The sequence below is a fragment of the Blastococcus sp. SYSU DS0533 genome, from assembly GCF_054050775.1.
On the sequence record NZ_JBJGZZ010000001.1, the window covers coordinates 213,486 to 233,573 of the forward strand.

Here is a 20,088-nt window from a genome sequence, read left to right on the forward strand (position 1 = left end):
GCCCGGTCAGACGGGCGCGACCGCCGACCACCGCACGGTGACCTCGCCGTGCCGCCAGCGCCGGCTGGAGCCCACCAGCGGCCAGCCCTGCTCACCGAGGGCCTCCACCGCCGCCGTCCAGCGCTGGCGCGGGCCGAACGTGCCCATGCCGGCGACGGCCGCCCACGCGGCGTCGAAGGCGCGCAGGAACTCGTGCACCGGCTGCCCGGGCACGTTGTGGTGGATGAGCGCCTTGGGCAGCCGCTCGGCCAGGTCGGACGGCGTCGCGATGTCGGAGACCCGCGCCGCGAGCGTGAGGGTGAGCGGGCCGTCGGCGTCCAGCGCCACCCACGCCGAGCGGCGTCCCCACTCGTCGCAGGTGCCCTCGACGAGCAGCCCGCCGGGCGCGAGCGTGCCGCACATGGTCTCCCAGGCCCGGGCGGCGGACTCCTCGTCGTACTGGCGCAGCACGTTGAAGGCGCGCACCAGGACCGGGCGCAGCCCGGCGAGCTCGAAGCCGCCCACCCGGAAGTCGACCCGCGGCGGGTCGCGGTCGGCGGCCACGGCCGCCACCCGCTCCGGGTCGATCTCCAGCCCGACGACCTCGAGGCCGGCCACCTCGGGGCCCAGGCGTTCGACGAGCTCCAGCGTGGTGACGGCGGAGGAGCCGTAGCCGAGGTCGACGACGAGCGGCCGGGCGGCGTCGCGCAACCGCGGCACCTGCGTGGCCAGCAGCCAGCGGTCGACCCGGCGCAGCCGGTTGGCGTTGGTGGTGCCGCGCGTGGGCAGGCCCAGCGCCCGCGCCCGCCCGGCGGCCAGCCGGGGTGCCCGGCGCTGCGGCTGGGGGGACAGCGACGCCCGGCGCTTGTGCTCGTCGCCCGGCTGGTTCACGGGGTCACAGGCTAGCCCCGGCTACCGTCGAGCCGTGCAGGTGCGATCCGACGTCCCCCTCGCGGAGCTGACCACCCTGGCCGTGGGCGGTCCCGCCGACCGGCTGGTGGAGGTCGAGACGGCCGCCGAGCTGGTGGCCGCCGTCCGTGACGCGGACGAGTCCGGCCGCCCGCTGCTGCTCCTCGGCGGCGGCTCCAACCTCATCGCCCCCGACGAGGGGTGGCCCGGTGACGTCGTCGCCGTCCGGTCGCGGGGGATCGAGCGCGCCGGCGACATCCTCGTGGTGCAGGCGGGCGAGGACTGGGACGGGCTGGTCGCGCACACGGTCGAGCAGCGGCTGGCGGGTGTGGAGGCGCTGTCGGGCATCCCCGGTTCCACGGGGGCGACCCCGGTGCAGAACGTCGGCGCCTACGGCCAGGAGGTCGCGCAGACCATCACCGGTGTGCGGGTGTACGACCGCGCCGCGAAGGCCGAGCGCACGCTCGCGCCGGCCGAGTGCGGCTTCGCCTACCGCGACAGCCGGTTCAAGCGCGAGCCGGGCCGGTTCGTCGTCCTGGAGGTGTCCTTCGCGCTGGAGCCGAGCGGCCTGTCGCGCCCGGTCGGCTACGCGGAGCTGGCGCGCAGCCTGGGCGTGGGGGTCGGCGAGCGGGCGCCGCTGGCGGCCGTCCGCGACGCCGTCCTGGCGCTGCGCCGCGGCAAGGGCATGGTCTGGGACCGGGCCGACCCCGACTCGCGCAGCGCCGGCTCGTTCTTCACCAACCCGGTCGTGCCCGCCGAGCGCGCCGTCGAGGGCTGCCCGAGCTGGCCGGCCGGGGACGGGCAGCTCAAGCTCAGCGCCGCCTGGCTGGTGCAGCACGCCGGCTTCGGCCGCGGCACCCGCGACGGGCGGGTGGGCACCTCGTCTCGGCACAGCCTGGCGCTCACCACCGAGGACGGCGCGACGGCGGCCGAGCTGCTCGCCTTCGCCGACCGCGTGGTCGGTGCGGTGCGCGAGCGGTTCGGCGTCACGCTGGACCGCGAGCCCACCGCCGTCCGCCCCTGACGGGCGCGGCCGACGCGTCGCCGGTCCGGCCGGCCGTGCCGGCCGACGACGGCGGGTGGATCGACGTCCTCCCCGGACCGGAGGCGTTCGACTTGAGCCGGGCTACGCAGACGAGGACTGGACCGTCATAGCCCATCGCTGGCGAGTTCGGCGATCTCGCCGGTCCTGAGGCCTGGGAGCGTGCCCAGATCGCCGATCTCGCAGTCGGGACGGTCAGTCCGTCTCGCGGTGGACCTTGTGCTGGGCGGCCTGGGCGCGCGGGCGGACCACCAGCAGGTCGACGTTCACGTGGTGCGGGCGGGTGAGCGCCCAGGCGATGCAGTCGGCGACGTCCTCGGCCACCAGCGGCTCGCGCACCCCGCGGTAGACGGCGTCCGCCCGCTCCTGCGAGCCGGTGCGGTTGAGCGAGAACTCCTCGGTCTTCACCATCCCGGGTGCGATCTCGATCACCCGGACCGGCTCCCCGCAGAGCTCGAGCCGCAGCGTCTCGGCCAGCGTGTGCACCCCGTGCTTGGCGGCGGTGTAGGAGGCGCCGCCCTCGTAGGAGATCAGCCCGGCGGTGGAACCCACGAAGAGCACGTCACCCGCGCCGGTCGCGCGCAGCGCCGGCAGCAGGGCCTTGGTCAGGCGCACGGTGCCGAGCACGTTGACCTCGTAGGTGCGCGCCCAGGAGTCGAGGTCGGCGTCGGCGACGGGATCGGTGTCGAACGCCCCGCCGGCGTTGTTGACCAGCACGTCCACCCGGTCGAGGGCGGCGGCGAAGGCGGCCACCGAGGCGGGGTCGGTGACGTCCAGGGGCACGGCGCGGCCGCCGATCGACGCGGCGAGCGCCTCCAGGCGGTCCAGCCGGCGGGCGCCGACGACGACGTCGAAGCCCTCGGCCGCGAGCCGCCGGGCCGTGGCCGCCCCGATCCCGCTCGAGGCGCCGGTGACGACGGCGGTGCGACCGGTACCGGGCAGCGGGCCGGCCCCAGGGGTCGAGGGTGAGGTACCTGACATGCCCCCATCCTGGCGCTGTTGCAAGATGGGGGACCGACAGGGGTGCTGGTCGGGGGCCCTCGCAGAGCAGAGCGGAGGTCCGTGGTGCCCGCTCGCCGCTTCCCCGCACCCGGCCGCCCGGCTCGCGTCGCGACGCTGTCGGTGCACACCAGCCCGCTGGACCAGCCCGGGGCCGGTGACGCCGGGGGCATGAACGTCTACATCGTCGAGGTCTCGCGCCGGCTGGCCGCCCGCGGTATCGAGGTCGACGTCTTCACCCGGGCGACCTCGAGCGAGCTGCCCCCGGTGGTCGAGATGAGTCCCGGCGTCACGGTGCGGCACGTCAGCGCCGGGCCCTTCGAGGGCCTGGGCAAGGAGGAGCTGCCCGCCCAGCTCTGCGCGTTCACCGCGGCGGTGCTCCGGGCGGAGGCGCAGCACGAACCGGGTCACTACGACGTCGTCCACTCGCACTACTGGCTCTCCGGGCAGGTCGGCTGGCTGGCCCGCGACCGGTGGGGCGTGCCGCTGGTGCACACCGCGCACACCCTGGCCAAGGTCAAGAACGAGGCGCTGGCCGACGGCGACCGCCCCGAGCCGCGCGCACGGGTGATCGGCGAGGAGCAGGTCGTGGCCGAGGCCGACCGGCTGATCGCCAACACCGACGAGGAGGCCCGGCAGCTGGTGCGCCTCTACGGCGCCGACCCCGCGCGCACCCTCGTCGTGCCGCCCGGGGTGGACCTCGACCGGTTCGCCCCCGGCAGCCGGTTCGCCGCCCGCCGCGCGGTCGGCGTGCGCGACGACGCCGTCGTCCTGCTGTTCGTGGGGCGGATCCAGCCGCTGAAGGCGCCCGACGTGCTGCTGCACACGGCCGCGCGCATGCTGGCCGACGACCCCGCGCTGCGGGACCGCCTGGAGGTGCACGTGGTGGGTGCGCCCAGCGGCAGCGGCCTGGACGCCCCTCGTCAGCTGGAGGAGCTCGCCCGCTCGCTCGGCATCGGTGACCTGGTGCGGTTCCACCCGCCGCAGCCGCCCGCCCGGCTGGCCGAGTTCTACCGCGCCGCGGACGTGACGGTCGTGCCCAGCCACAACGAGTCCTTCGGGCTGGTCGCCCTGGAGTCGCAGGCCTGCGGCACCCCGGTCGTCGCGGCGGCCGTGGGCGGCCTGCCGACGGCGGTGCGCGACGGCGTCTCCGGGGTGCTCGTCGACGGTCACCGGGCCGGCGGCTACGCCGCCGCGGTGCGCTCGGTCCTCGCCCGCCGCGAGCTCCTCGCCGCCGGCGCCGGCCGGCACGCGTCCGCCTTCTCCTGGGACCGGACCGCCGACGCGCTCGTCGCCGCCTACGCCTCCGCGGCCGCCGAGATGACCGCACCGCAGGCCCGACCGCTGCGGGACCGCCGCCCCGGGCGGCTCCGGGCCCTGCCAGGGATGGGGGTGGCCCGGTGAGCCGGACCGTCGAGGAGCTCGACGAGGTGATCGAGCGGACCCTGCGCGACACGGAGCTGGTGCACGAGCACCCGCGGCCGGGCACCTGGCTGGTCGACCTGCCGGGGACCAAGAAGCTGAAGACGGTGTGCGGCCTGATCGTGGGCGACCACGCGCTCCGGGTGGAGGCGTTCGTCTGCCGCCAGCCCGACGAGAACCGCGAGCAGCTGTGGACCTACCTGCTCCAGCACAACGCCCGCATGTACGGGGTCGCCTACTCGATCGACTCCGTGGGTGACGTCTACCTCACCGGGCGGCTGCCGCACGCCGCCGTCACGCCCGAGGAGCTCGACCGCCTGCTCGGGGCGGTCCTCAGCTACGCCGACGACCACTTCAACACGATGCTCGAGATCGGGTTCGGCACGTCGATCCGCCGCGAGTGGGAGTGGCGGGTCAAGCGCGGGGAGTCGCTGCGCAACCTGGAGGCGTTCGCGGCCTTCGCCGATCCCAGCCGCCGCTCCGGCGCCGACCCCGCCAGCAGGGCGTGACGGCGACCGACAGGTCCCGGCCGGGCGCGGCGGCGCCCGGCGACGAGCTGCCCCCCGGGTACGCCCGCCGCTGGTGGGTGCTGGCCACCATGACGGTCTGCCTGCTCGTGGTGATCATGGGCAACACGATCCTCAACGTCGCCCTGCCGACGCTGCAGCGGGAGCTGGACGCCAGCCAGGGCGAGCTGCAGTGGGTCGTCGACGCCTACATCCTCGTGTTCGCCGGCCTGCTGTTCACCTGGGGCGTCATCGGCGACCGGATCGGCCGCCGGCGGGTGCTGCTCATCGGGCTGTCCGTCTTCGCCGTGGGGTCGGTGCTCGCCGCGCTGAGCGACGGCCCGCTGGAGCTGATCGCGTGGCGGGCGGTGATGGGCATCGGCGGGGCGGCGGTCCAGCCGACGACGCTCGCGGTCATCACCAACGTCTTCCCGCCCCGCGAGCGCGGGCGCGCGATCGGCGTCTGGGCGGGGACGGCGGGGATCGCCGTCGCGGGCGGCCCGCTGGCCGGCGGCGCGGTCCTGGAGCACTTCTGGTGGGGCGCGGTCTTCCTCGTCGGCGTCCCCGTGGCGGTGCTCGGCGTCGTCGCCGTGCTCGCCTTCGTCCCGGAGTCGAAGGACCCCTCCCCGGGGCGGCTGGACCTGCCGGGTGTGCTGCTGTCGATCGCCGCGCTCGCCGGCCTGGTCTACGGGATCATCCACGGCGGTGGCGGCGCGGGGTGGACGACGCCGGGGGTCCTCGTGCCGCTGCTCGGCGGGCTGGTCCTGCTGGCGCTGTTCGTCTGGCTGCAGCGCCGGTCGGCCCACCCCGCGCTCGACGTCTCGCTGTTCCGCAACCCGGCCTTCTCCGCCGCCGCGGCGGCGCTGGGCCTGAACTTCTTCGCGCTCCTCGGCGCCACGTTCTACCTGGTGTTCTACCTCCAGGGCGTGCGTGGCTACTCACCGCTGCAGAGCGGGGCGGCGCTGATCCCCGTCGCGCTCGGCATGGCGCTGATGGCGCCCCGGAGCTCCGGGCTGGCCGAGCGGTTCGGGGCCAAGGCCGTCTGCGCGACCGGCTTCGTGCTCATCACCCTGTCGTTCCTCGGGGTGCAGCTGCTCGACCTCACCTCGCCGGTGTGGCTGCTCCTGGTGGTCCTCTCCGTCCAGGGGCTGGGCATGGGTGCGGTCATGGCCCCCGCGACCGAGTCGATCATGTCCGTGGTGCCGCGGGAGAAGGCCGGTGCCGGGGCCGCGGTCAACAACTCGGTGCGGCAGGTGGGGGGCGCCCTCGGCGTCGCCATCCTGGGCTCCCTGCTCGCCGCCACCTACGCCGCCCAGCTGGGCTCCGCGGCCGACGGCCTGCCGGCCGGTGCGCGTGACGACGCCCGGCAGTCGGTCATCGCCACCCTGGACGCCGTGCGCCGGGCGCAGGCCGAGGGGACGCCGGAGGTGGCCCGCGCCGCGGCCGCGGTCGTCGACCCGGCCCGCGAGGCCTTCGTGACCGCGATGCACCTGACGGCGATCGGCACCGCCACCGCCACCCTGGTCGCGGCGGTGGTGGTGCTGATCTGGCTGCCCGGCCGGCGGGACCGGGTGGCGTCGGTCACGCGCTGACCCGAAGGGCAACGGAGAGTCGACCACGGCGGGTCCGCCGCCCAGTCCGACGCCCGACGCGAGCTGGGACTCCCCGCGCCGGACCGGGGGAGTCCCCAGTGCCCCACCACGCCCACCACCCGGCCACGGGGCGACGCGACCCCTTCGTCCCGCTGGCGCTCGCCTGACTCTCCGCTGCCCGCGACGGCGCCGTCGGGCAGGATGATCGCCGTGACGACCTCCACGGGAACCCTGGTGCTGCTCCGCCACGGCGAGAGCGAGTGGAACAAGGCCAACCTCTTCACCGGCTGGGTGGACGTGCCGCTCACGGACAAGGGGCGCGAGGAGGCCGCCCGCGGCGGACGGCTGATGGCCGAGCACGGGCTGCTGCCCGACGTCTCGCACACCTCGCTGCTGCGCCGGGCGATCATGACCGCCGAGCTGGCGCTGCACGAGGCCGACCGGCAGTGGATCCCGGTGAAGCGGTCCTGGCGGCTCAACGAGCGGCACTACGGGGCGCTGCAGGGCAAGGACAAGGCCGCCACGCTCGCCGAGTTCGGCGAGGAGCAGTTCATGACCTGGCGCCGGTCCTACGACACCCCGCCGCCGCCCATCGAGCCGGGGAGCGAGTACAGCCAGGACGGCGACGCCCGTTACTCGTTCCTCCCACCGGAGGCGCGCCCGGCGACCGAGTGCCTGGCCGACGTCGTCGTGCGGATGCTGCCGTACTGGTACGACGCGATCGTCCCGGACCTGCGGCTGGGGCAGACCGTGCTGGTCGCCGCCCACGGCAACAGCCTGCGGGCCCTGGTGAAGCACCTCGACGGCATGGGTGACGACGAGGTGGTCGGGTTGAACATCCCGACCGGTGTGCCGCTGCGCTACGACCTGGACGACGACCTGCGGCCGGTGAAGCCCGGCGGCGAGTACCTCGACCCCGACGCCGCCGCGGCCGCCATCGAAGCGGTCAAGAACCAGGGCAAGAGGAGCTAGTCACCCTCCCCGCCCCGCTGACCCACGGTGCGGGCCCCTGCGACCAGGCCGGAGGGGCCCGCACCGGGTCAGGCCTGACCGGCCGTCTCGGAGTCGTACCGCTCGCCGGTGACCAGGTAGCAGACCCGGCGGGCGACGCTGACCGCGTGGTCGGCGAAGCGCTCGTAGTAGCGGCCCAGCAGCGTGATGTCGATGGCCGACTCGATGCCGTGGGGCCAGTCCTCGCTCAGCAGCTGCCGGAACAGCCCGCGGTGGATCTGGTCCATCGCGTCGTCGTCGGTCTCGAGCTCCTGGGCGGCCTCGACGTCGCGCTTGGCGATGACCGTCGCGGTCTTCGTGATCAGGAGCTCGGCCACGTTGCCCGCCTCCAGGAAGGCCGGCCGGACCTCCTGAGGCACCGCGTGGTCGGGGAACCGCATCCGCGCCACCTTCGCGATGTGCGCGGCGAGGTCGCCCATCCGCTCCAGGTCGGCGACGATCCGCATGGCGGTCGTGATGGTCCGCAGGTCGCCGGCCACCGGCTGCTGGCGGGCGAGCAGCGTGAAGGTGCGCTGCTCGATGCTCTCGCGGGTGGCGTCGATCTGGTCGTCCCCGGCGATCACCAGGTCGGCCAGGGCGACATCGGCGTCCAGGAGCGCCGTCGTGGCCGTGCTCATCTGCGAGCCCACGGAGTTGGCCATCTCCACCAGGCAGGTGTTGATGTCGTCGAGTTCCTCGTGGTAGCTGTCCCGCACGGTCGTCCTCTCGTCGTGGTTCCCCGGCGACAGTAGGCGCGGCTGGGGCGTATCCGGCCGCGGCGGGGTGAACTCGGGCCCACCGGCCGGTGAACAGTGACCCGTCCGAGCGGTGAACCTCTTGCCGGATCATGATCCCTCGCCGCCGCACACCTAGCATCTGGGCCGTGAGTCCACTGGTCGCCCTGGTGGTCGGCCTCCTCCTGGGTGGGGTGGTGGTCGCCACCGTCCTCATCCGCTCCCGCTCCGACCTGGGGCGTCATCCCCTCGACGGAGCGGCCGTCCCGCTGCCCGAGGCGGTGCTGGCGCGGCGGCTCGTGGACCTGATGGACCCCGCCCTCCTCGTGGTGGGCATCGACGACGCCGTGCTCCTGGCCAATCCCGCGGCCCGCGCGCTGGGCATCGTCCGCGGCACCCGGCTGCTGGTGCCCGAGCTGGTCACGCTGGCCCGGGCGGTGCGCAGCGGGGGCACCCGGCGGGCCGACGTGCGGTTGCCCGGTGACCTGGTCGGCGCGGGCCCGCGGCTGGTCGGCGTCCACGGTGTGCGGCTCGACAGCGGCGCCGGCACGCCGGCGGGGCCGGTCGCGCTGGTGCTGCAGGACGTCACCGAGGCGCGACGGGTCGAGGCGGTCCGCCGCGACTTCGTCGCCAACGTCGGTCACGAGCTGAAGACGCCGGTGGGGGCGCTGGCCCTGCTCGCCGAGGCGATCGAGGGCGCCGCCGACGACCCGGAGGCGGTGCAGCGCTTCGCGGCGCGGATCGCCCACGAGGCCGACCGGCTGGGCCGGCTCGTGCGCGAGCTGATCGACCTCTCCCGGCTGCAGGGCGGCGAGCCGCTGCCCGCGCTGGTGCCCGTCGAGGTGGACCGGGTGCTCGGGGAGGCGGTCGACCGCACCCGCACCGCCGCCCGCGCCAAGGAGCTGGAGATCGTGCTCGGCGGGCAGGCGGGCCTGGTGGTGCGCGGGGTGGAGAGCCAGCTGGTCACCGCGGTCACCAACCTGCTGGCGAACGCCGTGGCCTACAGCACGGGGAAGAGCCGGGTCGCGGTCGCAGCCCGCGCGCGGTCGGGGTTCGCGGAGATCGCCGTGACCGACAGCGGCATCGGCATCCCGCGGGCCGACCGGCACCGGGTGTTCGAGCGCTTCTACCGGGTCGACCAGTCGCGGGCCAGCAGCACCGGGGGAACCGGGCTAGGGCTCGCGATCGTCAAGCACGTCGCCAGCAACCACGGCGGCTCGGTGACGGTCTGGAGCGAGGAGGGGCTGGGGTCGACCTTCACCCTGCGCATCCCGCTCGCCGGGGCCGGGGAGGACACGGCGGCCGGATCGTCCGCCACCGCAACGCAGAATCTGGAGAACGAGCACTCATGAGCCGAGTCCTGGTCGTCGAGGACGAGGAGTCCTTCTCCGACGCCCTGTCCTACATGCTCCGGCGGGAGGGCTTCGAGACCGTCGTGGCCGCCACCGGGCCCGACGCCCTGGCGGAGTTCGACCGCGGCGGGGCCGACATCGTGCTGCTCGACCTCATGCTCCCCGGCCTGCCCGGGACCGAGGTCTGCCGCGCGCTGCGCTCCCGCAGCAACGTGCCGATCATCATGCTGACCGCCAAGGACGCCGAGATCGACAAGGTCGTCGGCCTGGAGCTGGGCGCCGACGACTACGTGACCAAGCCGTACTCGGCGCGGGAGCTGGTCGCCCGCATCAGGGCGGTGCTGCGCCGCCGCGGTGAGGCGGCCGACGCGGCTCCCGCCGAGGGCGGCGTGCTGGTCGCCGGGCCGGTCCGGATGGACGTCGAGCGCCACGTGGTCGCGGTGGACGGCGAGCAGGTGCCCCTGCCGCTCAAGGAGTTCGACCTGCTGGAGTTCCTGCTCCGCAACGCCGGCCGCGTGCTCACCCGCGCCCAGTTGATCGACCGCGTGTGGGGGTCGGACTACGTGGGCGACACCAAGACCCTCGACGTCCACGTCAAGCGCCTGCGGGCCAAGCTCGAGCCCGACCCCGCGAACCCGAAGTACCTGCTCACGGTGCGGGGTCTGGGCTACAAGCTGGAGGCCTAGCCGGACCCCCTCAGTCGTTCTTGAGGTCGTCGATCTTCTTGGACGCGTCGGCCTTCGAGATGTCCTCGGGGATCTCCTCGTCGGTGCCCCGGGCCAGCGTCTCGAGGTAGCTCTTCTGGGCGCCGGTGGCGGGCTCGTCGCCGGTGACCCAGTCGTCCGGGTCCTTCTCGGTGGTCTGGTCGGCGGAGTTCGGTTCGCTCATGTGTTCGATGCTAGGCCGGGTGCAGCTCGGGCGCGCGCCGGACGGCGGCCGCGGCACGCGCGGCCTGCGTCGCCTCCCACCGGCGGCCGGTCGGGTAGACGTGGACCGCGCCGCAGGCGGGGCACTCCACGTGCAGCGCGATGTGCGTCGGGTGGTTGGTGACCGACCGGATGCGCCGGTCGGCGACCAGTTCGTCGGTCCGGGTGACGGGGCAGGTGATCAGCAACATGGGACCAGCGTGGCGCCGCCTGCCCACCTGCACGAGTGGCAGGGGTGACCGCTACCGCAGCTTTCCTGCCATAGTGTGGGCATGGCAGAGGGACGCCCGCTGGTGGTCAGCCTCGTCGTCGGCGAGGGCCTCGTCGCCAGCTTCGGGCTGGGGGTGAGCAACGAGGTGTTCGGCTACGACCGCCCGGAGATCGGCCTGCCCCGCTTCGACTTCGCACTGGTCGCCGAGCACCCGGGCGTCCTGCGCACCGACACCGGCATCGGCATCCTCGTCGAGCACGGCCTCGACCGGCTGGACCGCTCCGACATCGTGCTGGTGACCGCCTGGGAGGTCGTCGACCGGCTCCCGTCACCGGCGCTGCTGGACGCGCTCCGGCGGGCGCACTCCCGGGGCGCCATCCTCGTGAGCCACTGCACGGGGGTCTTCGCCCTGGCCGCCACCGGCCTGCTGGACGGGATGCGGGTCACGACGCACTGGCGCTACGCCGGCGAGCTCGCTGCCCGCTACCCGCAGCTCGACGTCGACCCGGCGGTGCTCTACGTGGACAACGGGCGCATCCTCACCGGAGCGGGGACGGCGGCGGGCGTCGACGCGCTGCTGCACCTCGTCCGCCGGGAGTGGGGCGCCTCCGCGGCCAACGCGCTGGCCCGGGAGATGGTCGTGCCGCCGCACCGGGACGGCGGCCAGGCGCAGTTCATCGACGCCCCTGTCCCCGCCTGCTCCGACGACCTGCTCGGCCTGGTCCTGGAGTGGGCCGGTCGCCACCTCGCCGACAACCTCTCCGTCGACGTCCTCGCGCGGCGCGCGCTGATGAGCCCGCGGAGCTTCGCCCGGAGGTTCAAGGCGACCACCGGCACGACGCCGCACGCCTGGCTGCTCGCCCAGCGGCTCGCGGCGGCCGAGGAGCTCCTGGAGAACAGCGACGCCCCGGTCGAGGAGATCGCCCGGCTGGTCGGGTTCGGGACGGCGGCGGGGCTCCGCGAGCAGTTCACCCGCCGGCGAGGTGTCTCCCCGCGGACCTACCGGCAGACCTTCCGGGCCGGCGCGGTGTCACGCCTCGGGGCGGCGCCGGTGCAGCTGGACGGGCACCGGCCCGGCGAGGGCGGGGCTGGCCGGGTGGGGGGCGACCAGCCCCAGGTCGAGCCGCAGCTCGGCCAGCCGGCGTAGCTCCTCGTAGGCCGGGCCCCCGAGCAGCGCGACCAGCTCCGCGGCGTAGGTCTCGACCAGCGGTTCGGGCGAGACGTGCGCGGTGGGCGAGCCGGTGCACCACCAGTGCAGGTCGTGGCCGCCGGGGCCCCACCCGCGCCGGTCGAACTCACCGATCGTCGAGACCAGCACCCGGGTGCCGTCGGGCCGGTCCACGTGCTCCTGCTCGCGGCGCACCGGCAGCTGCCAGCAGACGTCCGGCTTGGTCGTGAGGGGGTGCAGCCCGGTCCGCAGCGCCATCCCGTGCAGGGCGCACCCGGTGCCACCGGCGAACCCAGGGCGGTTGAGGAAGACGCAGGCGCCGTCGACCACGCGGGTCCGCAGCGACCGCACGCGATCGCCGGCGTGACCGCCCGGGCGCTCTCCCCCCGGGTCCTCGGCCGTGCTCTCTTCCCCCGGGTCCTCGGCGTCGTCCACCTCGGTCCAGGCGCCGCGTCCGGCGGGGGCCAGCTGCCAGTCCTCGTCGGTCAGGTCGGCCACCGCGGCGGTCACCCGGTGCAGGTCGTCCTCGTCGGTGAAGAAGGCACCGTGGCTGCAGCAGCCGTCGTCCGGGCGCCCCTCCACCACGCCGGCGCAGCCCCGGCCGAACACGCAGGTCCACGCCGAGGTGAGCCAGGTGAGGTCGGCCCGGACGACGTGCCCGGGATCGGCCGGGTCGGGGAACTCCACCCACTCGCGGGCGAAGTCGGGGGCGACCTCGTCGAAGGGCTCGTTCCGCACCTGGCCACCTTAGAAGGCCCCCCTCCTCCCCCGTCCCGCTGCGCTCGACGCGAGCCCTGGCGAGGGGCCAGGCAGACTGGCCGCATGCGGCTCGGGGTGCTGGACGTCGGCTCGAACACGGTGCACCTGCTTGTGGTGGACGCCCACCGCGGTGCGCACCCGACCCCGATGCACGACGACAAGTCGGTGCTGCGGCTCGCGGAGCACGTGGGTCGGGACGACGTGCTCTCCAAGGCGGGGGAGAAGGCGCTGCTCAGCGCGGTGCAGCGGGCGTGCGACCAGGCGGAGTCGCAGGGCTGCGACGAGCTGCTGGCGCTGGTCACCTCCGCCATCCGCGAGGCGGCCAACGGACTGGAGGTGCTGGACCGGGTCCGGCAGCGCACCGGCGTGGACCTCCAGGTGCTCAGCGGTGAGGACGAGGCGCGGCTGACCTTCCTCGCCGTCCGGCGCTGGTTCGGCTGGAGCGCCGGCCGGCTGCTGGTCCTCGACATCGGCGGCGGCTCGCTGGAACTCGCCGCGGGCATCGACGAGGACCCCGACGTCGCCCTCTCCCTGCCCCTGGGCGCGGGCCGGATGAGCCGGCTCTTCCTGCCCCGGGCGGAGGCGGGGGGGCGGCCCGACCTCTCGGCGCTGGAGGCGCTGTCCGCGCACGCCGCGGACCTGCTCGCACCGGCCGCGGAGAAGATCGCCGCGGCGGGCCCGCCGGACCTGGTCGCCGCGACCAGCAAGACCTTCCGCACGCTCGCCCGCCTCGCCGGCGCCGCGCCGTCCGCGAGCGGGCTGCGGGTCCCGCGGGAGCTGACGGCGACCGGCCTCGGTCAGCTGGTCGGCTTCGTCTCCCGGATCGAGTCCTCGGCGCTCGCCGAGCTCCCCGGCGTGTCCGCCGCGCGGGCGCACCAGGTTCCCGCCGGCGCCGTCGTGGCTGCCGCTACTCTGCGTGCGCTCGACGTACCGTGCGTGCGGATCTGTCCGTGGGCGCTGCGCGAGGGGGTCATCCTCCGCCGGCTGGACTCGTTGGGAGGGGCGTGATGGCCGAACCGGACTGGAGCCCGGATACGGGAGGGCGCTCCCTCGCCGAGATCCTCCGCGAGGCCGGCATCGAGTCGGCGGCCCGCACCGCCCGGCGCCGGCGCGCCGACGACGAGGACGACACGGGGATCCGCCAGCGGCGCGCCGATGCCGGCGCCGACCGTGCCGGTTACGGCCGGCGACGCAGCGACCTGCAGGCCCCCGAGGCCGAGGCCGTGCCCGCTCGGGCGAGCCGCCCAGCCGGCCGGGCCGCCGACCCCGCCACCGCCGCGATCCCCGGGCTGCGGCCGGACCGCAAGCCCGGGGTGCCGCACCCCTCCGGACCGGTGCCGCCCCTGCGGCGCCCCGCCGAGGCGGCGGAGGCGGCCGGCCCGCAGCGCACGACCCGGCGGCCCGCCCGCGGGGCGACGGCGACGGGTGCGGCTCCTCGCGAGGGCGTGGCGTCCACCGGGCCGATCCCCGTGGTCCGCGCCGACGACGCCGGCGTGGACGCCACCCCGCGCGAGAGCGCGCTGGCCTGGCTCCGGTTCGCCGGCGAGCTGGTCATCGCCCTCGCAGCCGGGGTGGGGATCTACTTCGCCGCCACCGTCCTCTGGGAGATGATCCCGCACCTGGCGGTGTTCCTGGCCCCGCTCGCGGTCACCGGGCTGGTGGCCGGGGTGAACGCGTGGCGCGAGCGCCAGGGCTCCGAGCCGGTGGGCGCCCCCCTGCTCGCCGTCCTGGTGTTCGCGGGCACCCTGCTCACGATCGCGCCGGCGGCCACGCTCCTCGCGACCTCCTGACCCCGGTCAGGCGTCGGCGGGCTCGGCGTCCCGCGACGCGGCGAACTCCTCGACGATCGCCGCCCCGAAGGCGTCGAGGTCGTCGGGCTTGCGGCTGGTCACCAGGTTCCCGTCGACCACGACCTCCTCGTCCACCCAGTCGGCGCCCGCGTTGCGCAGGTCGGTCTGCAACGAGGGCCAGGAGGTCATCCGGCGGCCGCGGACCACGCCGGCCTCGATCAGCACCCAGGGTGCGTGGCAGATCGCCGCCACCGGCTTGCCGGCGTCGAAGAACGCCTTGACGAACGTGACCGCGTCGGCGTCCGCGCGCAGGAAGTCTCCGTTGATCACGCCGCCGGGCAGGACCAGGGCCGCGTAGTCGTCCGGGTCCGCTGAGCCGAGGTCGGTGTCGACCGTGCGCTTCTCGCCCTTGTCGATGTGCTGGTAGGCGGTGATCGTGCCGGTCGAGAAGGACACCAGCTCCGGCTCGGCGCCGGCCTCCTCGAGCGCCTGCCAGGGGCGGTCCAGCTCGACCTGCTCCACACCGTCGGTGGCCAGCACGGCCACCCTCATCCCGTCCAGTTCTCCTGCCATGGGGCGCCGCTACCCGGCGCCCGGAGCCGGCACACGCCCGAGCACTACGGTTTCGGCGTGCCCGTCCGCCCGCCCGCACCCAGCGTGCCGCTGCCTCCCGGGGACGCCGCGCGGAGCGCCGGGCACGCGGTGGGCCGGGCCACCGGCCCGCGACCGATCGCCACCACCGGTAGAGCGCACGGCCCGGGCCGTGCGCCCGACAGCTGGGAGCACGTCATGCCCTGGGGAGAAACGACCGAGGCGCAGCGCCGGCTGCTCGCCGCCGCCCACGCCGCCCGCGCGCAGGCGCCCGCCGCAGGGGTGCGGCGGTGACCGCGACCGGCCGGCGCGGACTGGCGATCGTCGGCGGGGGGAAGATCGGCGAGGCGCTGCTGTCCGGTCTCGTCCGCCGAGGCGGGGCCGACGGGCTGCTCGTCGTGGAGCGCAGCCCGGAGCGCGCCGCCGAGCTCACCGGGCGGTACGGGGTCCCCGCGGTCGACCTCGGTGAGGCCGCGACCCGGGCGCGGGTGCTGCTGCTCGCGGTGAAGCCGCAGGACATCGACGCGCTCCTCCGACTGGTCGCCGAGCACGTCGACGACGGGCACCTCGTGGTCTCCGTCGCCGCCGGCGTGCCCACGGCACGGATCGAAGCGGCGCTGCCGCCCGGCGTCCCGGTCGTGCGGGTCATGCCGAACACCCCGGCGCTCGTGGACGAGGGCATGAGCGTGCTCTCGGCCGGTGCGCACGCGAGGGACGAGGACCTGGACGAGGCGGAGGCGCTGCTGGCTGCCGTCGGGCAGGTGCGCCGGGTGCCGGAGGCGCAGCAGGACGCCGTCACCGCGCTGTCGGGGAGCGGGCCCGCTTACTTCTTCTACCTGGTCGAGGCGATGGTCGACGCCGGCATCCTGCTGGGGCTGCCGCGAGCGCTGGCCGCCGACCTGATCGTGCAGACGGCGCTCGGCGCGGCGGTGATGATGCGCGACTCGGGGGAGCACCCGGTCCAGCTGCGCGAAGCGGTCTCGAGCCCGGGTGGCACGACGATCGCCGCCATCCGGGAGCTGGAGAAGCACGGCGTCCGGGCGGCGCTCATGGCCGCGATCGAGGCCGCGCACGCGCGGTCGGTCGAGCTGGGCCGGGACGGGGCCTGACGACAAGTCCTGACGTCGACCGGTCAGGACGCGGTGCCGGTGCCTTCCCGTGTCGACAGGTCGACGACCACCTGGCGTGATCGGGCGAACACGGTAGTGCACGTCCGAGCAGATCGGTGCGACCCTGCGTCACCGACTTCTCACCGTGTCGTGAAACGCGCCGGAACGCGTGTGCACCGTGTTGCATAGGTGTAGTTCTGCCTAGGACGGACCGGTCCGCCTGTTCGTTTCACCCATCGCTTCAGTCACGCCCGCCCCCTTACTCTCAGTGCCAGCGCGTGCGTGTTCAGTTGCCGGTGGGGAAGCCGGCGCCACGACACGAGCTAGGTTCCGGAGACGAAGACATGACCATGCCCCAGCGCCACGCTGCCGCCACCGTCGTCCGCCCGGGGATGCCCGTGCCCCGTCAGATGGTCCGCCCGATGAACGCCTCTGCGGTCGCCCGCCCCGTGCCGGCCCAGCACCCCGCCGCCATGCCGATCGGCCGCCCGGCCGTCCCCGCCCCCCGCGCCGCCGTCACCTTCCTGACCGTCGCGGAGGTCGCCTCGATGATGCGCGTCTCCAAGATGACCGTGTACCGCCTCGTCCACGCCGGTGAGCTCTCCGCCGTCCGCGTCGGCCGCTCGTTCCGCGTGCCGGAGCGCGCCGTGCAGGACTACCTGCGCGACGCCTACACCGACATCGCCTGAGAGACGGGAGGGCGACAGCGTCGTCGCCCGGAGGTCTCCGCGAGGAGTGACGAAACGGCCCGACGCGACGAGTGCGCGGCCGCTGGTCGCCCTGGCGCCCGGAGGGCGACGGTGTCATCGCCGCGAGGCGGCTCGGGTACGCTCGGTCGCCGGGCGACGGCAGGGCAGGCTCCTGCGGCCGCGTTCGAGCTGATCATTTCGCGAAGTCGGGAGAGCACACGTGGGTTCGGTCATCAAGAAGCGGCGCAAGCGGATGGCGAAGAAGAAGCACCGCAAGCTGCTGAAGAAGACGCGCGTCCAGCGTCGCAACAAGAAGTGAGCTGAGGCTCGTGCCGCCCGCGGTCGTCCTCGTCACCGGCGTGAGCCGGTGGCTGGGGGGCGCGCTGGCGGCCGAGCTCGCCTCCGACCCGCGCATCCGGCGGGTCATCGGGGTGGACACCGTCCCCCCGTCACCGGCCGTGCTCCGCCGGCTGGGGCGCACCGAGTTCGTCCGCGCCGACATCCGCAACCCGCTGATCGGCAAGGTGATCGCCGCGGCGTCGGTGGACACCGTCGTGCACATGAACATCAGCTCCACCCCCGCCGGATCCGGCGGGCGGGTGCCGATGAAGGAGCTCAACGTCATCGGCACCATGCAGCTGCTGGCGGCCTGCCAGCGGGCGTCATCGGTGCGCCGCCTGGTCCTGAAGTCGACCAGCGCCGTCTACGGCGCCTCCTCGCGCGACCCGGCGGTCTTCACCGAGGCCATGCAGGCGCGGCAGGTGCCGGCGGGCGGCTTCGCCCGGGACAGCGTCGACATCGAGGGCTACGTGCGCTCCTTCGGCCGCCGCCGTCCCGACGTCGACGTGGCGGTGCTCCGGTTCGCCAACTTCATCGGCCCACGCATCGACTCGCTGCTGACCGGCTTCCTGCGCATGCCCCTGGTGCCCACGGCCCTGGGGTACGACGCCCGGGTGCAGCTGCTGCACGAGGACGACGCGCTCGCGGTGCTGACCCGCGCGACCACCGGTGACTTCGCCGGCACCGTGAACGTGGGCGGCGAGGGCACCCTCCTGCTCTCGCAGGCCATCCGCCGGCTCGGCCGCCTCGAGGTACCGGTGCCCACGCCGGCCCTGGGCTCGGTCGGCCGGCTCTCGCGCCGGTTCGGCTTCGTCGACTACTCCCCGGAGCAGATGCGCTTCCTGAACTTCGGCCGGGTGGTCGACACGACGGTCCTCCGGCGGGATTTCGGCTACACCCCGCGGTACACCACCGCGGCGGCGCTGGCCGACTACGCGCGCACCGTGCCGCCCGTCCTCGACCCGGCCGCGGTCCGCGCGGTGGGCAGCGGGCTGCGCTCGCTGCTCGGTCGGATCGGCGACACCGCCTCGGCCGTGGAGCAGCGGTTCCGGCCGTCCCCGCCGTCCCCGGCGCTGCGGGCGGTGCGCGATGCCTGAGGCCCGGGTGATCCGGCTCCGCCCCGAGGACGACGAGCCCCGCGTGACCGCGCCGCCTGCGCCCCGCGGCTGGGAGGAGCAGCTGGCCGGTGGCGTCGACTTCCTGCAGCGCCGCCTCACCGGCGAGTACGAGACCGACGAGTTCGGCTTCGACCCCGACCTGGCCGACCACGTGCTGCTGCCGGCGCTCCGCCCGCTGTTCCGCTCCTGGTTCCGGGTGGAGACCTCCGGGCTCGAGAACGTGCCCTCCGACAGCGGGGCGCTCGTCGTGGCCAACCACTCCGGCACGTTGCCGATCGACGCCCTCATGACCACCGTCGCACTGCACGACGAGCACCCGGCCGGCCGCCGGTTCCGGCTGCTCGGCGCCGACCTGGTGTTCGAGCTGCCGGGCGTCGGCGCGCTGGCCCGCAAGTTCGGCGCCACCCTCGCGTGCAACGAGGACGCCGAGCGGCTGCTCACCAGCGGCGAACTGGTCGGCGTCTTCCCCGAGGGCTTCAAGGGCATCGGCAAGCCGTTCCGCGAGCGCTACACGCTGCAGCGGTTCGGCCGGGGCGGCTTCGTCTCCGCGGCCCTGCGCACCGGGGCGCCGATCATCCCCTGCGCCATCGTGGGCGCCGAGGAGATCTACCCGATGATCGGGAACGCCCGCACCCTCGCCCGGCTGCTCGGGCTGCCCTACTTCCCGGTCACGCCGACGTTCCCGCTGCTGGGCCCGCTCGGCCTGGTGCCGCTGCCGTCCAAGTGGCTGATCGCCTTCGGTGCGCCCATCGAGACGGCGTCCTACGGCCCGGCCGCCGCCGAGGACCCCATGCTGGTCTTCAACCTCACCGACCAGGTGCGCGAGACCATCCAGCACTCGCTCTACCAGCTGCTGCTGCGCCGCAAGAGCGTCTTCGGCGCCTGAAGCAGCGTCGACCTCGGCTCGGCGACCGGGACCGGTGGCTGCGCCGCCCCCCAGGGCAGCTTGTTGCGCCGGCGCAGCGCCAGCGCGCCGCCGACCAGCCCGCCGGAGAGCGCCGCCGCGGCCACCGTGGGGACGCCGATCTTCGCCGCCTTCCGGCCGGTGCGGAAGTCCCGGATCGTCCAGCCCCGGGCCCGGGCCTCCGCGCGCAGCTCGGTGTCGGGGTTCACCGCGACGGCGGTGCCGGTCAGGGAGAGCATCGGCAGGTCGTTGGCCGAGTCGCTGTAGGCGGTGCACCGGGACAGGTCCAGGCCCTCCCGCTCGGCGAGCGCGAGCACGGCCTCGGCCTTCGCCGGGCCGTGCATCAGCTCGCCGACCAGGCGGCCGGTGTAGCGCCCGTCGACGATCTCCGAGACGGTGCCGAGCGCACCGGTCAGCCCCAGCCGCTGCGCGATGATCGACGCCAGCTCGACCGGTGTGGCCGTCACCAGCCACACCCGCTGCCCGGCGTCGAGGTGCTGCTGGGCGAGCACGCGGGTGCCCGACCAGATCCGGTCGGCCATCAGCTCGTCGTAGATCTCCTCGCCGGCCTGCTGGATCTCGGAGACCTCGCGGCCGGCGACGAAGGCGAGCGCGTTCTCGCGGATCGTGAGCATGTCGTCGGCGCTCTCGTTGCCGGCGATGCGGAACTTCGCCTGCTGCCAGACGAACCGGGCGAGGTCGCGGTTGGAGAAGTACTTCCGGGCCGCCAGGCCGCGGGCGAACCAGAACAGCGACGCGCCCATCATCATCGTGTTGTCCACGTCGAAGAACGCCGCGGCCGTGAGGTCGGGCTCGACGGCCGGCGGGCTGGCCACCTCGGCGGCCGCCGCCGACGCGGCGCCCGCGACGTGGGCGCGGGTCTCCTCGGCGGGCTGGGCGGCACGGTGACCGCGCACTGGTAGTCGCGCCACGGCGACCTCCCTCACTCGATCCGGCTC

The 20,088-nt window shown here is 74.8% G+C and carries 23 protein-coding genes; 15 read left to right on the forward strand and 8 right to left on the reverse strand.

The annotated features are described in order from the left end of the window. Nucleotides 1-6: 6 nt before the first annotated feature. A complete protein-coding gene (locus ACI79W_RS01085; protein WP_456560241.1) occupies nucleotides 7-870 on the reverse strand; it encodes a class I SAM-dependent methyltransferase in 864 nt (287 codons plus the stop codon). 34 nt (nucleotides 871-904) lie between these two features. On the opposite strand from ACI79W_RS01085, the gene ACI79W_RS01090 reads away from it, so the two are divergent. Continuing rightward, nucleotides 905-1,912 carry a UDP-N-acetylmuramate dehydrogenase gene (locus tag ACI79W_RS01090; RefSeq protein WP_456560242.1) on the forward strand — a complete coding sequence of 336 codons (1,008 nt, stop codon included), beginning with the start codon at nucleotides 905-907 and terminating at the stop codon, nucleotides 1,910-1,912. Nucleotides 1,913-2,125: 213 nt separating this feature from the next. Here ACI79W_RS01090 and ACI79W_RS01095 read toward each other — a convergent pair whose 3' ends face one another. Beyond that, complete coding sequence (locus ACI79W_RS01095; protein ID WP_456560243.1) at nucleotides 2,126-2,911, reverse strand: SDR family oxidoreductase; 786 nt, start codon at nucleotides 2,909-2,911, stop codon at nucleotides 2,126-2,128. Nucleotides 2,912-2,995: 84 nt separating this feature from the next. Here ACI79W_RS01095 and mshA point away from each other — a divergent pair, with 84 nt between their 5' ends. The 4 genes from mshA (at nucleotide 2,996) to ACI79W_RS01115 (ending at nucleotide 7,421) form a co-directional block, all read left to right on the forward strand. Further along, entirely contained in the window at nucleotides 2,996-4,333 is a 1,338-nt protein-coding gene (gene mshA, locus ACI79W_RS01100; protein ID WP_456560244.1) for a D-inositol-3-phosphate glycosyltransferase, read from the forward strand. After that, nucleotides 4,330-4,860, forward strand: a complete 531-nt coding sequence (locus ACI79W_RS01105; protein WP_456560245.1) for a YbjN domain-containing protein — start codon at nucleotides 4,330-4,332, stop codon at nucleotides 4,858-4,860. The genes mshA and ACI79W_RS01105 overlap by 4 nt, the downstream gene beginning before the upstream one ends. Then, entirely contained in the window at nucleotides 4,857-6,449 is a 1,593-nt protein-coding gene (locus ACI79W_RS01110; protein ID WP_456560246.1) for an MFS transporter, read from the forward strand. The genes ACI79W_RS01105 and ACI79W_RS01110 overlap by 4 nt, the downstream gene beginning before the upstream one ends. Before the next feature lie 210 nt (nucleotides 6,450-6,659). Continuing rightward, nucleotides 6,660-7,421: a phosphoglyceromutase gene (locus ACI79W_RS01115; RefSeq protein WP_456560247.1), complete on the forward strand. Its 762-nt coding sequence runs from the start codon at nucleotides 6,660-6,662 to the stop codon at nucleotides 7,419-7,421. Nucleotides 7,422-7,489: 68 nt separating this feature from the next. Here ACI79W_RS01115 and phoU read toward each other — a convergent pair whose 3' ends face one another. After that, a complete protein-coding gene (gene phoU, locus ACI79W_RS01120) occupies nucleotides 7,490-8,155 on the reverse strand; it encodes a phosphate signaling complex protein PhoU (RefSeq protein WP_456560248.1) in 666 nt (221 codons plus the stop codon). Nucleotides 8,156-8,322: 167 nt separating this feature from the next. Here phoU and ACI79W_RS01125 point away from each other — a divergent pair, with 167 nt between their 5' ends. Together ACI79W_RS01125 and ACI79W_RS01130 are read left to right on the forward strand one after the other, a co-directional pair. Next, nucleotides 8,323-9,525 (forward strand): sensor histidine kinase, encoded by a 1,203-nt coding sequence (locus ACI79W_RS01125; protein ID WP_456560249.1) that lies wholly within the window; start codon nucleotides 8,323-8,325, stop codon nucleotides 9,523-9,525. Then, nucleotides 9,522-10,211, forward strand: coding sequence for a winged helix-turn-helix domain-containing protein (locus ACI79W_RS01130; RefSeq protein WP_456560250.1), 690 nt, complete (start codon nucleotides 9,522-9,524; stop codon nucleotides 10,209-10,211). The genes ACI79W_RS01125 and ACI79W_RS01130 overlap by 4 nt, the downstream gene beginning before the upstream one ends. Before the next feature lie 10 nt (nucleotides 10,212-10,221). Here the strand turns inward: ACI79W_RS01130 and ACI79W_RS01135 are convergent, their stop codons facing one another. Both ACI79W_RS01135 and ACI79W_RS01140 read right to left on the reverse strand, forming a co-directional pair. Beyond that, the gene (locus ACI79W_RS01135) at nucleotides 10,222-10,413 is read right to left on the reverse strand and encodes a DUF3072 domain-containing protein (RefSeq protein WP_456560251.1); all 192 of its coding nucleotides are present in this window, start codon (nucleotides 10,411-10,413) and stop codon (nucleotides 10,222-10,224) included. 10 nt (nucleotides 10,414-10,423) lie between these two features. Then, complete coding sequence (locus ACI79W_RS01140) at nucleotides 10,424-10,642, reverse strand: hypothetical protein (RefSeq protein ID WP_456560252.1); 219 nt, start codon at nucleotides 10,640-10,642, stop codon at nucleotides 10,424-10,426. Between the two features lie 81 nt (nucleotides 10,643-10,723). On the opposite strand from ACI79W_RS01140, the gene ACI79W_RS01145 reads away from it, so the two are divergent. Further along, nucleotides 10,724-11,809 (forward strand): helix-turn-helix domain-containing protein, encoded by a 1,086-nt coding sequence (locus ACI79W_RS01145; RefSeq protein ID WP_456560253.1) that lies wholly within the window; start codon nucleotides 10,724-10,726, stop codon nucleotides 11,807-11,809. Here ACI79W_RS01145 and ACI79W_RS01150 read toward each other — a convergent pair. Continuing rightward, entirely contained in the window at nucleotides 11,693-12,568 is an 876-nt protein-coding gene (locus ACI79W_RS01150) for a hypothetical protein (protein WP_456560254.1), read from the reverse strand. The two genes, ACI79W_RS01145 and ACI79W_RS01150, sit on opposite strands and share 117 nt — an antisense overlap. Before the next feature lie 84 nt (nucleotides 12,569-12,652). Here ACI79W_RS01150 and ACI79W_RS01155 point away from each other — a divergent pair, with 84 nt between their 5' ends. Both ACI79W_RS01155 and ACI79W_RS01160 read left to right on the forward strand, forming a co-directional pair. Then, the gene (locus ACI79W_RS01155) at nucleotides 12,653-13,597 is read left to right on the forward strand and encodes a Ppx/GppA phosphatase family protein (protein WP_456560255.1); all 945 of its coding nucleotides are present in this window, start codon (nucleotides 12,653-12,655) and stop codon (nucleotides 13,595-13,597) included. Next, nucleotides 13,597-14,379, forward strand: a complete 783-nt coding sequence (locus ACI79W_RS01160; protein WP_456560256.1) for a hypothetical protein — start codon at nucleotides 13,597-13,599, stop codon at nucleotides 14,377-14,379. Before ACI79W_RS01155 ends, ACI79W_RS01160 begins: the two co-directional genes overlap by 1 nt. A gap of 6 nt (nucleotides 14,380-14,385) precedes the next feature. Here ACI79W_RS01160 and ACI79W_RS01165 read toward each other — a convergent pair whose 3' ends face one another. Continuing rightward, nucleotides 14,386-14,952: a type 1 glutamine amidotransferase domain-containing protein gene (locus tag ACI79W_RS01165; RefSeq protein WP_456560257.1), complete on the reverse strand. Its 567-nt coding sequence runs from the start codon at nucleotides 14,950-14,952 to the stop codon at nucleotides 14,386-14,388. 308 nt (nucleotides 14,953-15,260) lie between these two features. Here ACI79W_RS01165 and proC point away from each other — a divergent pair, with 308 nt between their 5' ends. The 5 genes from proC to ACI79W_RS01190 all read left to right on the forward strand — a co-directional run bounded on the left by proC (nucleotide 15,261) and on the right by ACI79W_RS01190 (nucleotide 19,111). Next, nucleotides 15,261-16,079 (forward strand): pyrroline-5-carboxylate reductase, encoded by an 819-nt coding sequence (gene proC, locus ACI79W_RS01170; protein ID WP_456560258.1) that lies wholly within the window; start codon nucleotides 15,261-15,263, stop codon nucleotides 16,077-16,079. Between the two features lie 344 nt (nucleotides 16,080-16,423). Next, the gene (locus ACI79W_RS01175) at nucleotides 16,424-16,768 is read left to right on the forward strand and encodes a helix-turn-helix domain-containing protein (protein ID WP_456560259.1); all 345 of its coding nucleotides are present in this window, start codon (nucleotides 16,424-16,426) and stop codon (nucleotides 16,766-16,768) included. A 220-nt stretch (nucleotides 16,769-16,988) separates the two neighbouring features. Beyond that, entirely contained in the window at nucleotides 16,989-17,087 is a 99-nt protein-coding gene (locus tag ACI79W_RS01180) for a 30S ribosomal protein bS22 (protein ID WP_012854759.1), read from the forward strand. Between the two features lie 10 nt (nucleotides 17,088-17,097). Further along, the gene (locus ACI79W_RS01185; protein WP_456560260.1) at nucleotides 17,098-18,204 is read left to right on the forward strand and encodes an NAD-dependent epimerase/dehydratase family protein; all 1,107 of its coding nucleotides are present in this window, start codon (nucleotides 17,098-17,100) and stop codon (nucleotides 18,202-18,204) included. Then, a complete protein-coding gene (locus ACI79W_RS01190) occupies nucleotides 18,197-19,111 on the forward strand; it encodes a lysophospholipid acyltransferase family protein (RefSeq protein WP_456560261.1) in 915 nt (304 codons plus the stop codon). Before ACI79W_RS01185 ends, ACI79W_RS01190 begins: the two co-directional genes overlap by 8 nt. Here the strand turns inward: ACI79W_RS01190 and ACI79W_RS01195 are convergent. Then, on the reverse strand, nucleotides 19,069-20,061 hold the full coding sequence (locus ACI79W_RS01195) for an HAD family hydrolase (RefSeq protein ID WP_456560262.1): 993 nt from the start codon (nucleotides 20,059-20,061) through the stop codon (nucleotides 19,069-19,071). The two genes, ACI79W_RS01190 and ACI79W_RS01195, sit on opposite strands and share 43 nt — an antisense overlap. Nucleotides 20,062-20,088 lie beyond the last annotated feature (27 nt).